This window comes from Paenibacillus sp. DP01 (genome assembly GCF_044784315.1).
Classification (GTDB): domain Bacteria; phylum Bacillota; class Bacilli; order Paenibacillales; family Paenibacillaceae; genus Paenibacillus; species Paenibacillus polymyxa.
In genome coordinates this window covers 3754495-3772916 of record NZ_CP173059.1, presented here as the reverse complement: position 1 = coordinate 3772916, position 18422 = coordinate 3754495, and the positions used below count along the sequence as shown (strand labels likewise).

General features: G+C 45.7%; 14 protein-coding genes. All 14 read left to right on the top strand.

Annotated elements, in window-relative coordinates:
* Window positions 1–132: 132 nt before the first annotated feature.
* The 14 genes from ACH59B_RS16475 (at window position 133) to mraY (ending at window position 18420) form a co-directional block, all read left to right on the top strand.
* Entirely contained in the window at window positions 133–1833 is a 1701-nt protein-coding gene (locus tag ACH59B_RS16475; protein WP_019688033.1) for a peptide ABC transporter substrate-binding protein, read from the top strand.
* A gap of 197 nt (window positions 1834–2030) precedes the next feature.
* On the top strand, window positions 2031–2963 hold the full coding sequence (locus tag ACH59B_RS16470; RefSeq protein ID WP_016821554.1) for an ABC transporter permease: 933 nt from the start codon (window positions 2031–2033) through the stop codon (window positions 2961–2963).
* Window positions 2964–2967: 4 nt separating this feature from the next.
* Window positions 2968–3918 carry an ABC transporter permease gene (locus tag ACH59B_RS16465; RefSeq protein WP_016821553.1) on the top strand — a complete coding sequence of 317 codons (951 nt, stop codon included), beginning with the start codon at window positions 2968–2970 and terminating at the stop codon, window positions 3916–3918.
* 11 nt (window positions 3919–3929) lie between these two features.
* Window positions 3930–4868, top strand: a complete 939-nt coding sequence (locus ACH59B_RS16460; protein WP_016821552.1) for an ABC transporter ATP-binding protein — start codon at window positions 3930–3932, stop codon at window positions 4866–4868.
* 122 nt (window positions 4869–4990) lie between these two features.
* A complete protein-coding gene (gene bshC / locus ACH59B_RS16455) occupies window positions 4991–6622 on the top strand; it encodes a bacillithiol biosynthesis cysteine-adding enzyme BshC (protein ID WP_404302142.1) in 1632 nt (543 codons plus the stop codon).
* 43 nt (window positions 6623–6665) lie between these two features.
* A complete protein-coding gene (locus ACH59B_RS16450; protein WP_016821550.1) occupies window positions 6666–7931 on the top strand; it encodes an adenosylhomocysteinase in 1266 nt (421 codons plus the stop codon).
* A 328-nt stretch (window positions 7932–8259) separates the two neighbouring features.
* On the top strand, window positions 8260–8697 hold the full coding sequence (gene mraZ, locus ACH59B_RS16445; protein ID WP_013311099.1) for a division/cell wall cluster transcriptional repressor MraZ: 438 nt from the start codon (window positions 8260–8262) through the stop codon (window positions 8695–8697).
* Window positions 8698–8714: 17 nt separating this feature from the next.
* Window positions 8715–9665, top strand: a complete 951-nt coding sequence (gene rsmH, locus ACH59B_RS16440; protein ID WP_017428135.1) for a 16S rRNA (cytosine(1402)-N(4))-methyltransferase RsmH — start codon at window positions 8715–8717, stop codon at window positions 9663–9665.
* 24 nt (window positions 9666–9689) lie between these two features.
* Window positions 9690–10070 (top strand): hypothetical protein, encoded by a 381-nt coding sequence (locus ACH59B_RS16435; protein ID WP_404302138.1) that lies wholly within the window; start codon window positions 9690–9692, stop codon window positions 10068–10070.
* Window positions 10071–10130: 60 nt separating this feature from the next.
* A complete protein-coding gene (locus ACH59B_RS16430) occupies window positions 10131–12485 on the top strand; it encodes a penicillin-binding transpeptidase domain-containing protein (protein ID WP_404302136.1) in 2355 nt (784 codons plus the stop codon).
* Window positions 12486–12566: 81 nt separating this feature from the next.
* Complete coding sequence (locus tag ACH59B_RS16425; protein ID WP_016821547.1) at window positions 12567–14483, top strand: stage V sporulation protein D; 1917 nt, start codon at window positions 12567–12569, stop codon at window positions 14481–14483.
* A 55-nt stretch (window positions 14484–14538) separates the two neighbouring features.
* Window positions 14539–16026: a UDP-N-acetylmuramoyl-L-alanyl-D-glutamate--2,6-diaminopimelate ligase gene (locus ACH59B_RS16420; RefSeq protein WP_019688028.1), complete on the top strand. Its 1488-nt coding sequence runs from the start codon at window positions 14539–14541 to the stop codon at window positions 16024–16026.
* Window positions 16026–17429, top strand: a complete 1404-nt coding sequence (gene murF, locus ACH59B_RS16415; protein ID WP_404303988.1) for a UDP-N-acetylmuramoyl-tripeptide--D-alanyl-D-alanine ligase — start codon at window positions 16026–16028, stop codon at window positions 17427–17429. Before ACH59B_RS16420 ends, murF begins: the two co-directional genes overlap by 1 nt.
* 22 nt (window positions 17430–17451) lie before the next feature.
* Window positions 17452–18420: a phospho-N-acetylmuramoyl-pentapeptide-transferase gene (gene mraY / locus ACH59B_RS16410; protein WP_013372092.1), complete on the top strand. Its 969-nt coding sequence runs from the start codon at window positions 17452–17454 to the stop codon at window positions 18418–18420.
* Window positions 18421–18422 lie beyond the last annotated feature (2 nt).

Below are 18422 nucleotides of genomic sequence, written 5' to 3'. Positions count from 1 at the left end.
GAAAAAATATGAATTAATCATGTTTTTTTGAAAAAAAAGCTCAATTTGAAGAAATGTAATGTAGATTTTTTTGACCGCTGGTTGTATAATCTATAAACATATACCACTTTAGAACTAGGGGGAAAACGCTAGATGAAAAGGAAAAGCTTTTTAGTCCTTTTGACACTCGTTCTTGCAGTTGGCGCACTGCTCGCAGGTTGCGGCGGCAAGAATGATACCAATGGTAAGGGCGCACAAGAAAATACCTCGACTACGCCGGCCCCGGCCGACAAGCAAATTTTGCGCGTTAACCTTTCTTCCGAGCCGCCAACCTTCGATCCGGCACAAGCTCAGGATAGTCAAACCAACGCGGTTCTGAAAACTTTGTATGAAGGTCTCGTACGTATGGGTCCTGACGGCAAAGAAATCCCTGGCGTTGCTGAATCTTGGAAAATCTCCGATGACGGCAAAACCTACACGTTCAAACTTCGTGATACTGCAAAATGGAGTAATGGCGACCCAGTCAAAGCAAGCGACTTCGTATTCGCTTGGCAACGGGTATTGGATCCTTCAACGGCTCCTGCACCTCCATATGCTTACCAATTGTACTATATCAAGAATGCTGAGGGCTACAACCTGAGCACTTCGAAATCTTATAAAGGAACAAAAGTTACAGACTTTAAAGATGTAGGTGTCAAAGCTGTTGATGACCATACATTGCAAGTAGAGCTGGAACACCCAACTCCTTACTTCTTGGGATTGACTTCTTTCTACACTTTCTATCCTGTAAACCCTTCTATTAAAGGTAATGACAAGTGGGCAGTTCAGAAAGATAGCATGATTACTAACGGACCTTTCACATTAACGGCTTGGGATAGCGGTCAAAAGATCGAAGTTTCCAAGAACGAAAACTATTGGGGTAAAGACGAAATCAAGTTGAGCAAAATCACTATGTCCCTTGTAAACAGTGGAGCAACTGAACTGGCTTCGTACAGAAGTGGACAACTTGATTATTCAGGTATGCCAACAGGTGAAATTCCTACTGACCAAATTACGGCTGTGAAAAACGAATTGCCTAATGAATTTAAGGCTAAAGGAATTGCAAGTACGTACTACTATCTGTTTAATGTAACAGAAAAACCATTTAACAATGCTAAAATCCGTAAAGCGTTTGCGATGGCTATTCAACGCCAACCGATCGTTGAACGTGTAACAATGGGCGGTCAAATTCCTGCTTACGGCTTTGTACCTCCAGGCATAAAAGGAGTTTCTCAAGAATTCCGTAGCGAGCATAAAGACGATTTCTTCAAAGAAGACTTCACTGAAGCGAAAAAATTGCTTCAAGAAGGTATGAAAGAAGAAGGCATGACTACGCTTCCTACAATAACTATGCTGTACAACTCCAGTGAAAGTCACCAAAAGATTGCTTTGGCAGTAGCTGATATGTGGAAGAAAAATCTTGGTGTAGATGTTAAAACTCAAAACCAAGAGTGGGGCGTATTTATCCAAACACGTAACAAGCTGAATTTCCAAATCGCTCGTGGTGGTTGGTCTGCTGACTATAATGATCCAATGACATTCCTGGATATGTGGACAACAGGCAATGGTAACAACAACTCAGGTTATGCTAACCCTGCGTATGATGAATTGATTAAAGCTGCTAAAACAGAAACTGATCCAGCTAAACGCATGGAAGATTTTGCGAAAGCAGAGAAAATTTTGGTTCAAGATGATATGGTAATGCTTCCGATCTATTACTATTCAAATGTTTCTTTAACGAAACCGAATGTTAAAGACATTGGACTTGACTTTAGTGGAGCAATTGATTTCACAAGAGCGTATATTACACAGTAACTGAAGCTTAATTCTGAAGTTTGATAGTTACTTCGGGATATATATGTGGATTGAACCATATATATCCCGTTTTTTTTGTGTGTCCTAGTCTTTTCCATCATCATGTAACCATGCAAATAAGTAGATTGGACAGTCCAATTCTATTTCGATAAAATCGAATGGTGTCGAAAATAATTTATGGGGGGTGTAAACGGGCAATGACGCGTTATTTGATCAGTAAATTTTTCTATATGTTGCTGTCTTTGTTCATTCTGATCTCTGCGACGTTTTTTCTCATGAAAGCAATTCCGGGTAACCCCTTCATGAGTGAAAAAGCGACTTCTCCTGAGATTCAAGCCCGGTTAATGGAGCAATATGGGCTGGATAAGCCTGTATATGTCCAATATTTTAAATACTTAGGTGATATTGCTTCAGGTGATTTTGGTATTTCTATGAAAAAGCTGAATCAAAGTGTAACTGACATTATCGGACAAACGTTTACGGTTTCCCTCAAACTCGGTTTTGTTGCCATAATCGTGTCGATAATTGTCGGTATCTTGCTAGGAATGCTAGCAGCTTTGTATCATCGTAGGCTCATAGATAACGTCGCTATGGTATTAGCTATCATGGGGATTGCGGTTCCCAGCTTCGTTCTGGCATCGTTAATTCAATTTTTCTTTGCTCAACAGTTAGGCTGGTTTAATGTTATGGGCTTTGAAGGCCCGATGGATTACTTCTTGCCAGTTGCGGCTCTATCTGCTTCACCGATTGCGTTTATCGCTCGACTAACGCGTTCCAGCATGCTGGAAGTACTCCATGCAGATTACATTAAGACTGCCAAGGCTAAAGGTTTGAAATCCATTACAATTATGTTCAAACACGTTATACGTAATGCCATTCTTCCAGTTGTTACCTATGTAGGACCAATGACAGCCAATATTATTACGGGTTCGGTTGTTATTGAACGAATCTTCGGGATTGGCGGTATCGGTAAGGTGTTCGTAGATAGTATTACAACCCGTGATTATACGATGATTATGGGAGTTACTATTTTTTACGGTATTTTGTTGATGGTGGCACGTTTTATTACGGATATTGCATATGGATTTATTGATCCGCGGATTAAGCTTACTGGCGGGAAGGAGGGATAACTTTATGTCTGTTAAAGATAATGCTGTGAACTTGGATAAACTTCAGGTGAAACCGGAAGATTTCCAGAGGGTCGGAGCGGATGAAAAGCAGTCTGAAGTTATTCAGCGTGAAAGCTTATCCGCTTGGCGAGATGCTTGGGAGCGTCTTCGTAAAAATAAATTGGCTATGACGAGCTTAAGCGTTTTGGTTCTCATAGTGCTTGCTTCAATTATTGGTCCGATGCTGTCGCCATACGATGACCGCACGAATGATTTGTTGAGCACCAATCTTCCTCCATCGGCGGAACATTGGTTCGGAACAGATGATCTGGGGCGTGATATGTTTGTACGTACTTGGATGGGCGCTCGGATTTCATTGATTATTGGTTTGGCTGCTGCAATGATTGACTTGATGATTGGTGTAATTTATGGTGGAATTATGGGTTACTTTGGTGGCCGCGTTGATGAAATCATGAATAAATTTTCTGAAATCTTGTATTCCATTCCTTACTTGCTTGTTACAATTCTGTTGCTGGTTGTACTGGAGCCAAGTATCACCACCATTATTATTGCGCTCTGTGTAACAGGGTGGATTAACATGTCGTGGATTGTACGTGGTGAAATGCTGCAACTTAAAAACCGAGAATTCGTACTTGCTTCCCGTTCAATGGGTGCTGGTGCAGGTCGTTTGTTGTTCCGTCACTTGTTGCCTAACGCGGTAGGACCAATCATTGTCACATTGACCTTGACGGTTCCAAGTGCTATTTTCTCCGAGGCATTCCTGAGCTTCCTTGGATTAGGGGTACAGGCTCCTCAGGCATCGCTGGGTTCAATGATTGAATCAGCTCTGACAGGGTGGATGTATTACCCTTGGCGGATGCTTTTCCCAGCAGGTTTGATCAGTTTGATTATGCTTGCGTTCAACCTTTTTGGCGACGGCTTGCGTGATGCGCTTGATCCGAAGTTGAAGAAATAGGAGGTGAGATCATGGTGAGTAGCAACAATTTAATTGAAGTTGAAGGCCTTAAAAAGTATTTTAATGTTGGCAAAAACCGTGTGCTCAAAGCGGTGGATAACCTGAATTTCTATATTCGTGAGGGTGAAACGCTGGGTATGGTTGGCGAATCCGGTTGTGGTAAGTCTACAGCGGGTCGTACTATTTTGCGCTTGTATGAGCCTACAGCAGGTAGCGTACGTTTTAACGGCACAGATATTTACAAATTATCACCGGGGAAAATGAAAGCAATGCGTCGTGATATGCAGATGATCTTTCAAGATCCGTATGCATCATTGAACCCACGTTTTACCGTGTCTGATATTATTGGTGAGGCACTGGATATTCACAATATGGCAGGTAGCCGTGCAGAACGTAAGAAACGGATTGAGGAATTACTCGATCTGGTTGGTTTGAACCCTGACCATGCAACACGCTATCCGCATGAGTTTTCTGGTGGTCAACGTCAGCGGATCGGTATTGCCCGTGCATTGGCTGTTAATCCTAAGTTCATCATTTGTGATGAGCCGATTTCAGCGCTTGACGTATCTATTCAGGCTCAAGTTGTCAACCTGTTGAAAGAGCTTCAAGAACGTCTTGGTCTGACGTACCTGTTCATTGCACATGATCTGTCGATGGTCAAGCACATCAGTGATCGGGTAGCTGTAATGTATAGAGGCAGAATGGTGGAGCTTGCTGAAAGCTCTGAATTATATGCCAATCCGATTCATCCGTATACGAAAATGCTTTTGTCGGCGATTCCACTTCCTGATCCGGAAGTTGAAGCCAACAAAAAGCGAATTATTATGCCTGACGATCAAGGCGGACCGATTCATAACGCGTCCGATAATAAGGCAGGGGCTTATAACCTGGAAAATGCCACGCTTATCGAAGTGTCTAAAGGGCATTTTGTAGCTGAACCTTACGCTTGATTTTGTTCTATATACCAACCGCCGAGTTATTCGGCGGTTTTTTTTGTAGGAAGCTTTGACGTGGACATGGGCTTTCGGTACAATCAAGCAGTAAGGTTTTGGTGGAGACAGGAGGCAGACCCATGAAAATAGTTCCGGAAACGCTTCGCGGAGGGTCGGCTTTGGCAGAAGACTATATACAGGGTACAGGACGCGCAAGCGATTTGTATGAATATGATATTCTGCACGCCGATGCTTATGCCCAACGGGCGAAGTGGCTGGATAAGACGGAGCATCTGCGATTAAACCGTAAGGATGTCGTAGCATGTTTTCGTATATACAATGAGCAGCACAATTCGCATGAGGCGGTTCATACTTCATTGGACCGTTTGGAAAGCCCAGATGCTTTAGTAGTAGTTGGCGGACAGCAAAGTGGCCTGTTCACAGGCCCAATGCTGGTCATTTATAAAGCCGCTACGATTATTAAAGCAGCTAGAGAAGCTGAAGAACGGCTTGGACGTCCGGTTATTCCAATTTTCTGGATTGCTGGTGAAGATCATGACTGGGACGAGGTCAATCATACATACGTAATGGCAAAAGACCCGCAAGCAGTTAAAATCAAGCTGAATAAGCAGCCTGAACGTCGTTCTTCAGTTAGTGCTATTAAAGTCGATACGGTTGAGTGGAAGCAAGCTATGGCGGATATAGAGCAATGCTTGCCAGATTCAGAACATAAGACCGATATTATGCACATGATTGAGCAGGGTTTGACAGAGTCATATGGACTAAGTGATGCCTTTGCCAAGCTGATGGGTCGTTTGTTTGGTACCTATGGATTGGTGCTCATGGATTCTGCAGATCCTTTGCTGCGCAAGCTAGAGACATCCGTTTTTAGACAGTTGGTTCAGCACAATGATGAGTTGGAGACAGCGTATAGGACAACCGCTACGCGGATCGTGGACTATGGTTATCATTTACAAGCGGATGTGCATGAAGGTGGTGCGAACCTTTTTTACATTCATGAAGAGGAACGCCTGCTGCTTTTTAAAAAAGCTGGATTATTCACAGATCGACGCGGTTTAGTGGCGTTTACAGCGGATGAACTGCTTGAAGAGATAGATAGACACCCCGAACGTTTTAGTAACAATGTACTAACCCGTCCTCTCATGCAGGATTCACTGTTCCCCGTACTGGCATCTGTGTTGGGTCTAGGAGAAATTGCCTACTGGGCAATTACACGGGATGCTTTCGAAGTGCTCGGGATGCAGATGCCAATACTGCTGCCGCGTATGTCTTTTACATTGATGGAGCCAGGTGTGGAGAAGCATATGCTTAAGTACGAGCTAACTTTTGGTCAAGTTAGAGACGGGCTTGAGGAACGGAAAAAGCAATGGATCGCCACTCAAGATCAGCTTGGAATGCAGGATCAGTTTTCCGAGGCTAAGGATGCTTTTGTCCGCATCTATAAACCGCTTATACAGCAGACAGGAATGATAGAAAAAGGTTTGCTACAGCTCGGAGAAACCAACTGCGAGAAAATTCTGGGGCAGATCGCCTATCTGGAGGCAAAGGTGGAGGAAGCGCTGCTTCGGCAAAATGGAACAGCACTTCGCCATTGGGATCATATCGAATGGTCGCTTTTCCCATTTGGACAGCCGCAGGAGCGTGCGTATACGATCTATCATTTTCTGAATCGTTATGGTCTCGACCTGATGGATATGATTATGAACGTACCATTGGATTTGTCCGGGACGCATCGTGTGATTTATGTATAATGATCATAAACGAATTTAACTAATATTTAGGAGGAAATAACGTATGACTTCCCATTCTCTGCAAAATAGCATTATTCACGATCTTAAATTGGCCCCTGAAGGTCATTTGAAAATTGATTGGGTAGAAGCCCATATGCCGGTATTGAACCGTATACGTCAACAATTCGAGCAAGAGCAGCCTTTTGCTGGTCTGAAGGTAACGATTTGTTTACATCTGGAGGCCAAAACGGCTTACCTGGCTAAAGTGGTACAAGCAGGTGGAGCACAGGTCACCATTACGGGTAGTAATCCTTTGTCGACACAAGATGATGTTTGCGCCGCATTAGTAGAAGATGGCGTTACGGTATTAGCTAAATACAATCCAGATCCAGAGGAATTCAAGAATTTGCAAATCAAGGCTCTGGAAACTAAGCCAGATCTCATTATAGATGACGGTGGTGACCTGGTTACTCTGTTGCAATCTGAACGGCCTGATCTGATTTCTACGATCCGTGGAGGAGCAGAGGAGACCACTACAGGGATTATTCGTTTGAAGGCCTTGGAAAAAGAAGGGCAGCTTCACTTTCCGATGGTAGCTGTAAATGATGCTTACTGTAAATATTTGTTCGACAATCGCTATGGTACAGGCCAGTCAGCTTTCGACGGTATTATTCGTACGACTAATCTGGTTGTGGCAGGAAGTACAGTTGTTGTGGTGGGTTATGGTTGGTGCGGCAAGGGGGTTGCAATGCGTGCGAAAGGGCTGGGAGCCAACGTGGTTGTAACGGAAGTTGATCCAATCAAGGCTGTAGAAGCCCATATGGATGGTTTTCATGTATTGCCAATGGTGGAAGCTGCCAAACTGGGCGACTTCTTCATTACAGTAACTGGAAATAAAGCTGTAATTACAGGGGAACACTTTGATGTTATGAAGGATGGAGCTGTGCTGTGTAACGCAGGGCATTTTGATGTGGAGGTTAGCAAGCCTGAGCTCGCTAAACGCTCCGAATCCATTCGCACAGTGCGTCGCAATATCGAAGAATACCGCTTTAAAGATGGACGTAAAATGTATTTGCTCGCAGAAGGACGCCTCGTGAATCTAGCTGCCGCTGACGGTCATCCAGCAGAGATTATGGATACGACATTTGCTCTTCAGGCACTTGGCTTGAAATATGTGAATGATCGTTACAACGAGCTGGGTAAAGCTGTGATTAATGTACCTTATGAAATTGATGAGCAAGTGGCTCGATTCAAGCTTGATAGTCTGGGAATCAAGATTGATACATTAACAGAAGACCAAAAGGTCTATCTGGACAGCTGGAACGCCTAATCTATTTTCGGTCACGATGTCCGCTGCAGAAATGGTGCATTTTTAAGCAAGTGCTTGTATAGGTTGACATGATGGATAGAGAATAAGCCCTTTATTCCGTGTTGTTTCGAAACCTGATGCATATTGTCGGGGGTTCGACTTCATGGGATAAGGGGCTTTTTGGCATCTTATGACGCGGGGCAACAATAACAGACATATGCCCGAATTCTAGGTTTATCACTTTTTTGTAATGAAAAAGAGGTCTTTGATTTTTTAAAGCGAATCTATTATGCTTAGGTGGTGGAAAGTGGGCCAAAGTGGGAGAATGGGGTAAGGGGTGACGAAACCAATGTTTATGGGGGAGTTCCAACATAGCATTGATGAGAAGGGTCGGCTTACTGTCCCGGCCAAGTTTCGTGAACTTCTCGGTGCCTCGTTCGTGGTTACCCGCGGGCTGGACCAATGCCTCTTCGTGTATCCTATGGATGAGTGGGCTGTCATGGAGAAAAAACTTAAAGCACTGCCTTTGATGAAGGCTGATGCGCGTGCGTTTACCCGTTTTTTTTTCTCGGGAGCGACTGAATGCGAATTGGACAAACAGGGCAGGGTAAATTTACCGGGGAATTTGTGCGAATACGCCAAGCTTACAAAAGAGTGCGTCGTATTGGGAGTGTCCACCCGGGTAGAGATTTGGAGTAAGCACACTTGGGAGCAATATTTCAACCAATCAGAAGAAGCATTTAACGACATTGCTGAGAAATTGGTTGATTTCAACTTTGAATTGTAATTTAGGAGGTCAGCCGTTTGTTTCACCACATTACCGTACTCAAGGAAGAAGCAACACAGGCACTAAACATCAGGCAGGACGGGATTTATGTGGACTGCACGTTGGGAGGGGCAGGACACAGTTCCGTCATTGCATCACAGCTTGGCCCTGAGGGGAGGCTTATTGCCTTTGATCAGGACGACTGGGCATTGAACAATGCACGAGAGAAGCTGTCAGCCTATGAAGGAAAGATTTCATTAGTGAAATCCAACTTCCGCCACTTGCAGGACAAGCTGGCCGAACTGGGATTGCCCGAAAAAGACGGCGTCCCGCAGGTCCAGGGTATTTTGTTCGACCTGGGTGTATCCTCGCCCCAGTTCGATGAGGGGGAGCGGGGATTCAGTTACAATCATGATGCACCGCTAGATATGCGGATGGATCAGAGCAGTTCGCTTACGGCATATGAAATTGTTAATGAATGGCCGGAGGCGGAGATTGCGCGTATCCTGTTTCAATATGGAGAAGAGAAGTTCTCCAGGCGGATCGCGAAGATCATGGTTGAACGTAGAATGAACAAGCCTATTCACACAACGGGGGAACTTGTCGATATTATCAAAGAAGGAATTCCGGCTGCGGCACGCAGAACCGGGGGACATCCGGCTAAACGCAGTTTTCAGGCTTTGCGGATTGCTGTGAATGATGAGCTGGGTGCACTGGAAGATACTTTGCATCAGGCAGTAAAATGTCTGGCTCCAGGGGGCAGAATTTCGGTTATTACGTTTCATTCCTTGGAGGATCGGATATGCAAGCATATTTTCAAGGAGTATTTGGCGAAAAGCATCTATCCGTCTGACTTGCCGATTCTGGATGACAAAATGGTAGGCGATCTAAAGCTGGTGAATCGTAAGCCGATTGTGGCATCAGAAGAAGAGTTAGAGCTTAATCCACGATCCCGGTCAGCCAAGCTGAGAGTTGCCGAAAAATTGTAAATTTAATGGAGAAGGAGAGGCGACATGGCTTATACACGCGGTAATTTGGCTGTAAAAGAAAGAGCCCGTCAGGAACAGGTTCAGCAACAACGGTATCGTGAGACCACTAAAGTCGTTACACGCCGCAGAGAGCTGCCGATTCGAGAAAAGCTGCTGTATCTATTGACACTTGTAGCATGCATTGTCATTGCGGGGACGTTGATTGGCAGATATGCGCACATTTATCAAATTAATTATGCGATTAATACAGCCAGCAAGGACATTTCCAAATTACAGACCAATATCGCCCAATTGAAGATTCAGAAGGAACGTCTGGAGAATCAGATTGTGCCTACTGCAAAGGAACAGGGATATATCGAACCAACAAGAGAGCCCATTCGTGTGGAAAAGCAGGCTACCAAATAGTTAAGAGCATAGCATCAAGCTATGCTCTGACGTATATTTTTTTGCAGAGAGGTTTGAGCTATGGTCAAAAGAATAAAGCTTCGCACACTGCTGATAGGGGGATGTATTACCCTCTTTTTTCTTGTTCTGCTACTTAAAGTATTTTGGATTCAAGTTGTGAGTGGGGAATACTGGCATAATCAGGTAGTTGCACAGATAGAAAGAGACCAGGTGATTCAGCCCAAGCGTGGAACTATAATGGACCGTAAAGGGAATGTACTAGCTACGGATGCACCGGCTTACACGGTGGTTGTCAACCCTAGCATCATTCAGGAGTATGATCTGGAGAATGAGGTTGTAGCCAAGCTGCATCAGCTTCTCAAAACGCCTGAGGATGAACTGAGAAGACATCTATCTGCAAAGGATAAAAAGGGTAACTATTTAAAAAACCGTGAGATTCGTAATGGAGGCTGGAAGGTAGACCCTGAGGTGAAGGCACAGGTGGATACATTCAAAGAGTATTTGAAGGATAAGTATGAGGTAGTTGGAGCTGTGGACACTGTTCAGGAATCCAAACGCTATTATCCAGAAAATAAGCTGGCTTCTCATGTCCTTGGCTATTTGCGAAAAGATGGTACAGCAGGTATGGGGTTGGAAGCTTATTACAATAAAGAGCTCTCCGGCACGGCTGGAAAGCTTCTATATCAGCGGGACCGAAAGGGAGTTCCTCTTCAGGGATCGGAAAGTGTCTATGAGCCGGCACAAAATGGTAAAAATTTAAAGCTGACGATTGATGATACGATTCAGTATTATATAGAGGATGCCATGCAGGAAGCTATCGCAAAGTATAATCCCAAAACGATGACTGTCGTAGCGGCTGATCCCAAAACGATGGATGTTCTCGGTTTGGCGACTTATCCGAATTTTAATCCCAATACATATGGGAGTACACCTTTGGAAAATTTCCGTAATAATGCTACTCAGTCTATCTACGAACCAGGCTCCACGTTTAAGATAGTAACCTTGGCTGCTGCGGTTCAAGAAAAGGTATTTAATCCGAATGAGACCTACCAATCTGGTATGATTCGTGTCGGAGGCTGGGATATTCGTGACGTAAGCCGTAGCTGGGGAACATTAACCTATCTTCAAGGGGTCAAGCGTTCAAGTAACGTGGGTTTTGTCCATTTGGGGCTGGATAAGCTGGGTGGCGAGCGGCTGAAGAAGTATATCAATAACTTTGGGTTTGGTGTCAAAACAGGCATTGATCTTCCGAGTGAGTCTACCGGTGCTATCACATTCCATACCCAGTACAAATCCGAAGTCGCGACGGCTTCATATGGACACGGACGGGTTCAGGTAACGCCAATTCAGCAGGTGGCAGCGATCTCGGCGATTGCTAACGGTGGGAAGTTGATGCAGCCTCATCTGGTGAAGGAAATTATAAACCCAGATACAGGCGAAGTGCAGACGATTCGACCGAAGGAAGTCCGCCAAGTGATTACTCAGGAATCGGCAACTCAGACAAGCAACTATCTGGAGCAGGTCGTGTCTGACCAGGAAATTGGTACGGGACGTCTAGCTTATATTGACGGATATCGTGTTGCTGGTAAAACAGGGACAGCGACGAAAGTCGTCGGAAAAGTTTACGATCATTCGAAGGATGTCGTGTCTTTTATTGGTTTTGCACCAGTAAATGATCCGAAAATAGCTGTCTTGGTAGTTATGGATGAACCTAACAAATCGGTAGGCGGCGGTACAGCAGCAGCACCTGTGTTTAAAAAAATCGTGTCCCAATCGCTGCAATATATGGGGGTTCCCAAAACGGGAACCAAAACGAATAAATCAGGTGGGGCTGCAGCGAAAACGGTGAATTTGCCAACGGTACCACAATTAACAGGCCAAGTGAAGAAGGATGCGCAAAACGCATTGCTCAAACAGGGGATTGCTTACGAAACGGTAGGTAAAGGCTCCAAAATTGTTCGTCAGTATCCTGAAGCAGGCGTCAAAATGAAACCGGGACAGCGCATCTATTTGCTGACAGAGGATAGTGCCAACATGACTATTCCCGATTTTACAGGTGTCTCGTTGCGTGACACACTTCAAGTTCTGACGCTTATGAAGGTTGGTGTTCAGGTAAGCGGGGAAGGGTATGTTGTCTCTCAAAAGGCACAAATGGTAAATGGCAAGCGGGTCGTCAGTGTGACGCTTCAGCCGGCCAAAGAAACAGTGACCGGAGTGAAGCCGGAGGAAACACAGGACTCGACTACTGGAGTTGCAGCTAACGAGACAGGCAATGCAACGAAAACGGAAGCCGATACTAAAACCAAAGCCGATACTACTGCGAATACTGAAACAAATGCGGGAACTCCAAAGGGAGGAATATCTGCTGTAGCAGATGAGAAAAGTGCTGCCGCGATTAAAGGCGAAGATAACTGATAGCTTGTTCTAATGTCCGTTCTTTTGAATATTCATGAGGTAAGACATGTCATGAGTATTTGAGGAACGGAGGGGGCGCGTTTGAAAAAATCTAACGTGACCATGCGGCGTAGGCTGGTATGGGGGCTACTGGGATTGTTTGTACTGTTTGCGGCCTTGTCGATCCGGCTCGCCTATGTTCAATTGGGTAAAGGAGGCGAGCTCTCAGCCAAGGCTGAGGATTCGTGGCGCCGCAATATTCCTTTTGCCGCCAAGCGTGGCGAAATTTTGGATCGACAGGGTACTGCGCTGACCTATAATGTCAGTTCGCCGACTGTCATGGCGATACCAGTACAGATTAAGGAGCCGGAAGAAACGGCTCGCAGGCTGGCGCCGTTGCTAGATATGAGTGAGGATAAAGTGCTCAAGCTGATTACCAAACGAACAGCAAGCCAAAAACTTCAGCCCGGTGGACGAAAAATTACGATGGAGAAAGCCCAGAAAATTCGTGATTTGAAGCTGCCGGGTATCGTTGTTGCTGAAGACAACAAACGTTATTATCCTTATGGTGATCTAGCGGCTCATATTCTTGGATTTACCGGAATTGATAATCAAGGGCTGACAGGCGTAGAGAAGCAGCAAAACAGTAAGCTTCGGGGAATCGATGGAAGCATCGCGTATTTATCAGACGCAGGTGGCCGTCTGATGCCTGGTTCTTCTGAAAAGTACATTGAACCGAAGGATGGACTGAATTTACAATTAACCATTGATAAATCGGTGCAATCCATTATGGAACGAGAGCTTGACCAAGCCATGGTCAAATTTCAGGCGAAGTCCGCGTTGTCTATTGCGATGAACCCCAAAACGGGTGAAATATTAGGCATGGCTGGACGGCCAAGCTATGAGCCAGCGCTTTACAAGCAATATGCGCCTGAAATTTATAATCGCAATCTGCCGATTTGGATGACATATGAACCTGGGTCTACTTTTAAAATTATTACCCTTGCCGCTGCCTTGGAAGAAAAGAAGGTCAATCTCAAAAATGATCGTTTCTTTGATCCGGGATATATTGAAGTTGGTGGAGCACGTCTACGTTGTTGGAAAAAAGGCGGGCATGGCAGCCAAACCTTTCTTCAAGTGGTGGAAAATTCATGCAATCCCGGTTTTGTAACGTTGGGACAACGTCTGGGCAAAGAAACACTGTTCAAGTACATTCGCAATTTCGGCTTCGGCAGCAAAACAGGAATTGACATGATTGGTGAGGGCAATGGCATTTTGTTCAAGCTACCTCAGGTCGGACCTGTAGAGCTGGCTACTACGGCCTTTGGTCAAGGGGTATCTGTCACTCCGATTCAGCAGGTTACGGCTGTATCGGCAGCAATCAATGGCGGCAATCTTTATAAGCCTCACATTACAAAAGGCTGGATTCAGCCCGGAACTGGAAAGGTTCTCGAAAAAGTGGAGCCGGAACTGGTGCGTAGAGTTGTTTCAGAGGATACCTCTCGACAGGTAAGGGAAGCGCTGGAAAGTGTCGTCGCTAAAGGTACAGGTCGCCCTGCCTTTATTGAGGGTTACCGGGTTGGAGGTAAAACGGGGACAGCACAAAAGGTGATTAACGGACGTTATTCTTCCTCGGAGCATATTGTATCCTTTATTGGTTTTGCTCCGGCGGATGATCCGCAAATCGTCGTCTATACTGCTGTCGATAATCCGAAAGGGATTCAATTCGGCGGTGTGGTTGCTGCGCCAATCGTGCAAAATATTTTAAAAGATGCACTGATTGCCTTGAAAATACCACCTCGTACTAATCAAATTGCCAAAGAGTACAAGTATGGCGAAAATCCGATTGAAACGGTACCTGATCTGGTAGGTGCCACTGCAGCTGATTTATATGAAGATATGAATATGAACTTTATGCTCGTGAAATCTGGGTCAGGCAAGACGGTCGTAAGTCAGGCACCGAAGCCAGGCTCTCGATTGGAACGAGGATCAACGATCCGTATATATATGGGGGATTGATAGGTTCTTTTTATACCATACTATGAATAACGAGAGAGCAATGGAGGAATGTAAGATGCAGCTTCAACAATTGGCTTCACTGCTGGCCGTTTCCCGAGTGGTGGGTGACGGTACAGTGGATTGCCGAGGAATCGGGGCGGATTCACGTCGTGTCCAGCCGGGAGACTTATTTCTGTGCTTGCCTGGTTTTACAGTGGACGGACATGATTATGCTGAGCAGGCCGTTGCGTCTGGGGCGGCGGCTTTGGTCGTAGAGAGAGAACTGGATGTGCCTGTCCCGCAGCTTGTCGTTAAGGATGCGCGACATGCCATGGCGGTTTTGGCGGATTATATGTTTGATTCGCCAAGCCGCCGTATGCGTATGATCGGCATAACCGGAACGAACGGGAAAACAACGATAACATACCTGCTTGAAAAAATTATGAAGGACGCCGGGGTGAACACCGGGCTGATTGGTACGATTCAAATGCGTTATAACGGCCAGTCTTACCCTATGTCCGGCACTACGCCCGAAGCGGTAGAACTGCAACGTTATCTCGGAAATATGGCAGAGCAAGGAGTTCAATGCTGTGTCATGGAGGTATCCTCACATGCGTTGGAGCAGGGCCGTGTCAAAGGAACAGATTTTCGTACCGCTATATTTACAAACCTAACGCAGGACCATTTGGACTATCACAACACGATGGAGGAGTACCGCGCTGCCAAGGGACTTTTGTTTTCCAGATTGGGAAATGCCTTCTCGCGTGATGCATCCAATAGTAAATATGCTGTTCTGAATGCAGACGATCCGGCCTCTTCCTATTTGCAGGCTCAAACAGCGGCCCAAGTGATTACCTACGGCGTGGAAAAGGATTCGGATGTGCAAGCGTCTCGTATCACTATAAGTGCCAAGGGAACATCCTTCCATGTCTCCACTTTTAAAGGAGATACTGATATTGAGCTTCGGATGGTAGGCAAGTTTAATGTGTACAACGCACTAGCAGCCATTTCAGCTGCTTTGCTGGAAGGAATCTCGTTGGTGGATATCAAGCGGAGTCTGGAATCTATCGCAGGCGTAGATGGGCGCGTAGAGCCTGTTGATGCGGGTCAACCCTTTGCTGTAATCGTTGATTATGCCCATACGCCAGACGGATTGGAAAATGTCCTTCGTACCGTAAAGGAATTTGCGATTGGTAAAGTATGGTGTGTATTTGGATGCGGCGGAGATCGGGATCGTACGAAACGTCCGTTGATGGGGAAAATTGCTGCACGATACAGCGATCATTCGTTTATTACATCCGACAATCCGCGAACAGAAGACCCGATATTGATTTTGAAAGACATCGAACAAGGGTTGATTGATGAAGGTGTACCTGCCGAACGTTATGAACTGATCGTGGATCGCAGAACTGCAATTCATAAAGCTGTTGAAATGGCAAGCCCTGACGATGTAGTATTGATTGCGGGAAAAGGTCACGAGACTTACCAGTTAATCGGAAAAACGGTGCATGAATTCGATGATCGCATCGTAGCCAAAGAAGCGATAAGGGGTTTATCCAAGTGATGAAAAGAACAATCAGTCAGATTGCATCCATGTGTGGAGGAACACTTCACGCAGAGGCGGACGCTGAACGGATGGTTGAGGGCGTTTTTACAGACTCACGCAGGCCGCAGAGTCTGGGACTGTTCGTTCCACTCGCGGGTGAACGATTTGATGGACATCATTATGTTCAGCAGATCGTAAGCGAGGGAGGGGCAACAGCATATTTGTGGCAAAAGGATCATGGAACACCTCCGTCCGTAAATGCTATTGAGGTCGAGGATACGTTAGAAGCCCTTCAGCATCTAGCGGCCGCATACTTGCGCAAAACTGACGTTTCTGTCGTCGGAATCACGGGAAGCAACGGTAAGACGACGACGAAAGATATTGTAAATGCTCTATTGGGCACGACTTTTAAAGTACACAAAACCGAAGGAAATTATAACAATCATATCGGGTTGCCTTTAACAGTACTGTCCATGCCGCAGGATACAGATATCCTGATTCTGGAGATGGGCATGAGTGGACGCGGGGAAATCCGTCTGTTGGCTAATATTGCCCAACCAGATGTAGCTGTCATAACTAACATTGGCGAATCGCATTTACTTCAGCTTGGTTCTCGCACTGAAATTGCTCGTGCAAAGCTGGAAATTGCAAGTGGGATTAAACCTGGTGGATTGCTTATTTATAATGGGGATGAACCACTACTTCCACAAGTGTTGGCAGAACCTGAAACGGTCAAGCCTGAAGGATTAAAATTATTCACGTTCGGGTTAGCTGCGGACAATGATGATTATCCAATTGAAATCACTTCGGATGAAGAAGGTAGCTCATTCATAACAGCCCAATCCGGCCAAGAGGCTTTCCGGCTTCCCTTGCTTGGACAGCACAATGTTGTAAACGGGTTGGCAGCGCTGGCGGTAGCACGTCATTTCAATGTGGATGTAGACCATATACGTAAAGGATTGTCGTCTTTAAAGCTGACGGGCATGCGCATTGAGGTCGTGAAGTGTTCGGATGGACTTACCGTGCTAAATGACGCTTACAATGCCAGTCCTGCTTCAATGAAGGCTGCAATTCAGACGTTGTCTGCATATCAAACGGGTGGACGTAAAATTGCCGTGCTTGGGGATATGCTGGAACTGGGCGCTGAGGAAACGCAATTTCATGAGGAAATTGGGCGTTTTGCTGCAAAGCATAACATAGAGGCACTGTTTACCTATGGTGCGTTAGGCGCTTCGATTGCGCAGGGTGCGCAAGGAACAATGCCAACTGCTAACGTACACGCTTATACAGATAAGCAAAAGCTGATCCAGCATTTGAGGTCTTATCTCCATGCCGATGATATTGTGCTGGTTAAGGCATCCAGAGGGATGCGATTAGAAGAAATTGTGGATGCGCTGAAAAACGGTCCGCTACAGAACTGATGTTGACGAGAGGGAGACTCCCATGGATATTCAATTATTACTGCTGACGATCGTCGTATCGTTTATACTGGCGGTCATTGCCGCTCCACTGCTCATTCCGCTGCTGCGGCGAATGAAATTCGGCCAGCAGGTCCGGGATGACGGGCCACAAAGCCATCTTAAAAAGATTGGTACGCCTACAATGGGCGGTATCGTAATCTTGCTGGCTTTTACGCTGACCTTTCTTAAGTTTTCAGCTATCAAAAATACGGACTTTTACGTTCTACTGGTTGCTACGCTCGGTTTTGGGCTGATCGGCTTTTTGGACGACTATATTAAAATCGTATTCAAACGCTCGCTCGGTCTGACGGCGCGTCAAAAGCTGTTCGGGCAGTTATTGTTTGGCGCAATTATGTGCTGGCTTCTGATTAGCAATGATCACAGCACGGCAATCGGCATCCCAGGCACCTCATGGTCATTTGATTGGGGCGGCTGGTTTTACTATCCGTTCATTATTATCATGATGTTGGCGATCAGCAACGCTGTCAATTTTACAGATGGGCTGGACGGGCTGCTGTCCGGTACAAGTGCGATTGCATTTGCTGCTTATGCCATTGTGGCGATTCAAGCAACCTCGCTTCCGGCTGCCGTTTGCGCAGCGGCCATGATTGGTGCTGTACTTGGTTTTCTCGTATATAATGCTCATCCTGCCAAAGTATTTATGGGAGACACAGGCTCGCTGGGAATCGGCGGAGCCATCGGCGCCATCGCCATTGTTACGAAAAGCGAAATTTTGTTCCTCATCATCGGTGGTGTATTCGTGATTGAAATGCTGTCCGTGGTCTTGCAGGTAGCTTCCTTTAAAACTCGTGGCAAGCGTATTTTCAAAATGAGCCCGATTCATCATCATTTCGAGCTGTCCGGCTGGTCCGAATGGCGCGTAGTTATCACATTCTGGGCTGTAGGACTGCTGTTGGCAGGACTCGGACTTTATCTCAACAAGGGGTTGTAGAC

What these genes read in the sequence shown, in the direction of transcription:
- mraZ (WP_013311099.1), top strand. Translation starts at nt 8,260, where the DNA reads ATGTTTATGGGGGAGTTCCAACATAGCATTGATGAGAAGGGTCGGCTT.
- ACH59B_RS16475 (WP_019688033.1), top strand. Translation starts at nt 133, where the DNA reads ATGAAAAGGAAAAGCTTTTTAGTCCTTTTGACACTCGTTCTTGCAGTT.
- ACH59B_RS16450 (WP_016821550.1), top strand. Translation starts at nt 6,666, where the DNA reads ATGACTTCCCATTCTCTGCAAAATAGCATTATTCACGATCTTAAATTG.
- ACH59B_RS16420 (WP_019688028.1), top strand. Translation starts at nt 14,539, where the DNA reads ATGCAGCTTCAACAATTGGCTTCACTGCTGGCCGTTTCCCGAGTGGTG.
- ACH59B_RS16430 (WP_404302136.1), top strand. Translation starts at nt 10,131, where the DNA reads ATGGTCAAAAGAATAAAGCTTCGCACACTGCTGATAGGGGGATGTATT.
- ACH59B_RS16470 (WP_016821554.1), top strand. Translation starts at nt 2,031, where the DNA reads ATGACGCGTTATTTGATCAGTAAATTTTTCTATATGTTGCTGTCTTTG.
- ACH59B_RS16460 (WP_016821552.1), top strand. Translation starts at nt 3,930, where the DNA reads ATGGTGAGTAGCAACAATTTAATTGAAGTTGAAGGCCTTAAAAAGTAT.
- ACH59B_RS16435 (WP_404302138.1), top strand. Translation starts at nt 9,690, where the DNA reads ATGGCTTATACACGCGGTAATTTGGCTGTAAAAGAAAGAGCCCGTCAG.
- ACH59B_RS16465 (WP_016821553.1), top strand. Translation starts at nt 2,968, where the DNA reads ATGTCTGTTAAAGATAATGCTGTGAACTTGGATAAACTTCAGGTGAAA.
- bshC (WP_404302142.1), top strand. Translation starts at nt 4,991, where the DNA reads ATGAAAATAGTTCCGGAAACGCTTCGCGGAGGGTCGGCTTTGGCAGAA.
- mraY (WP_013372092.1), top strand. Translation starts at nt 17,452, where the DNA reads ATGGATATTCAATTATTACTGCTGACGATCGTCGTATCGTTTATACTG.
- murF (WP_404303988.1), top strand. Translation starts at nt 16,026, where the DNA reads ATGAAAAGAACAATCAGTCAGATTGCATCCATGTGTGGAGGAACACTT.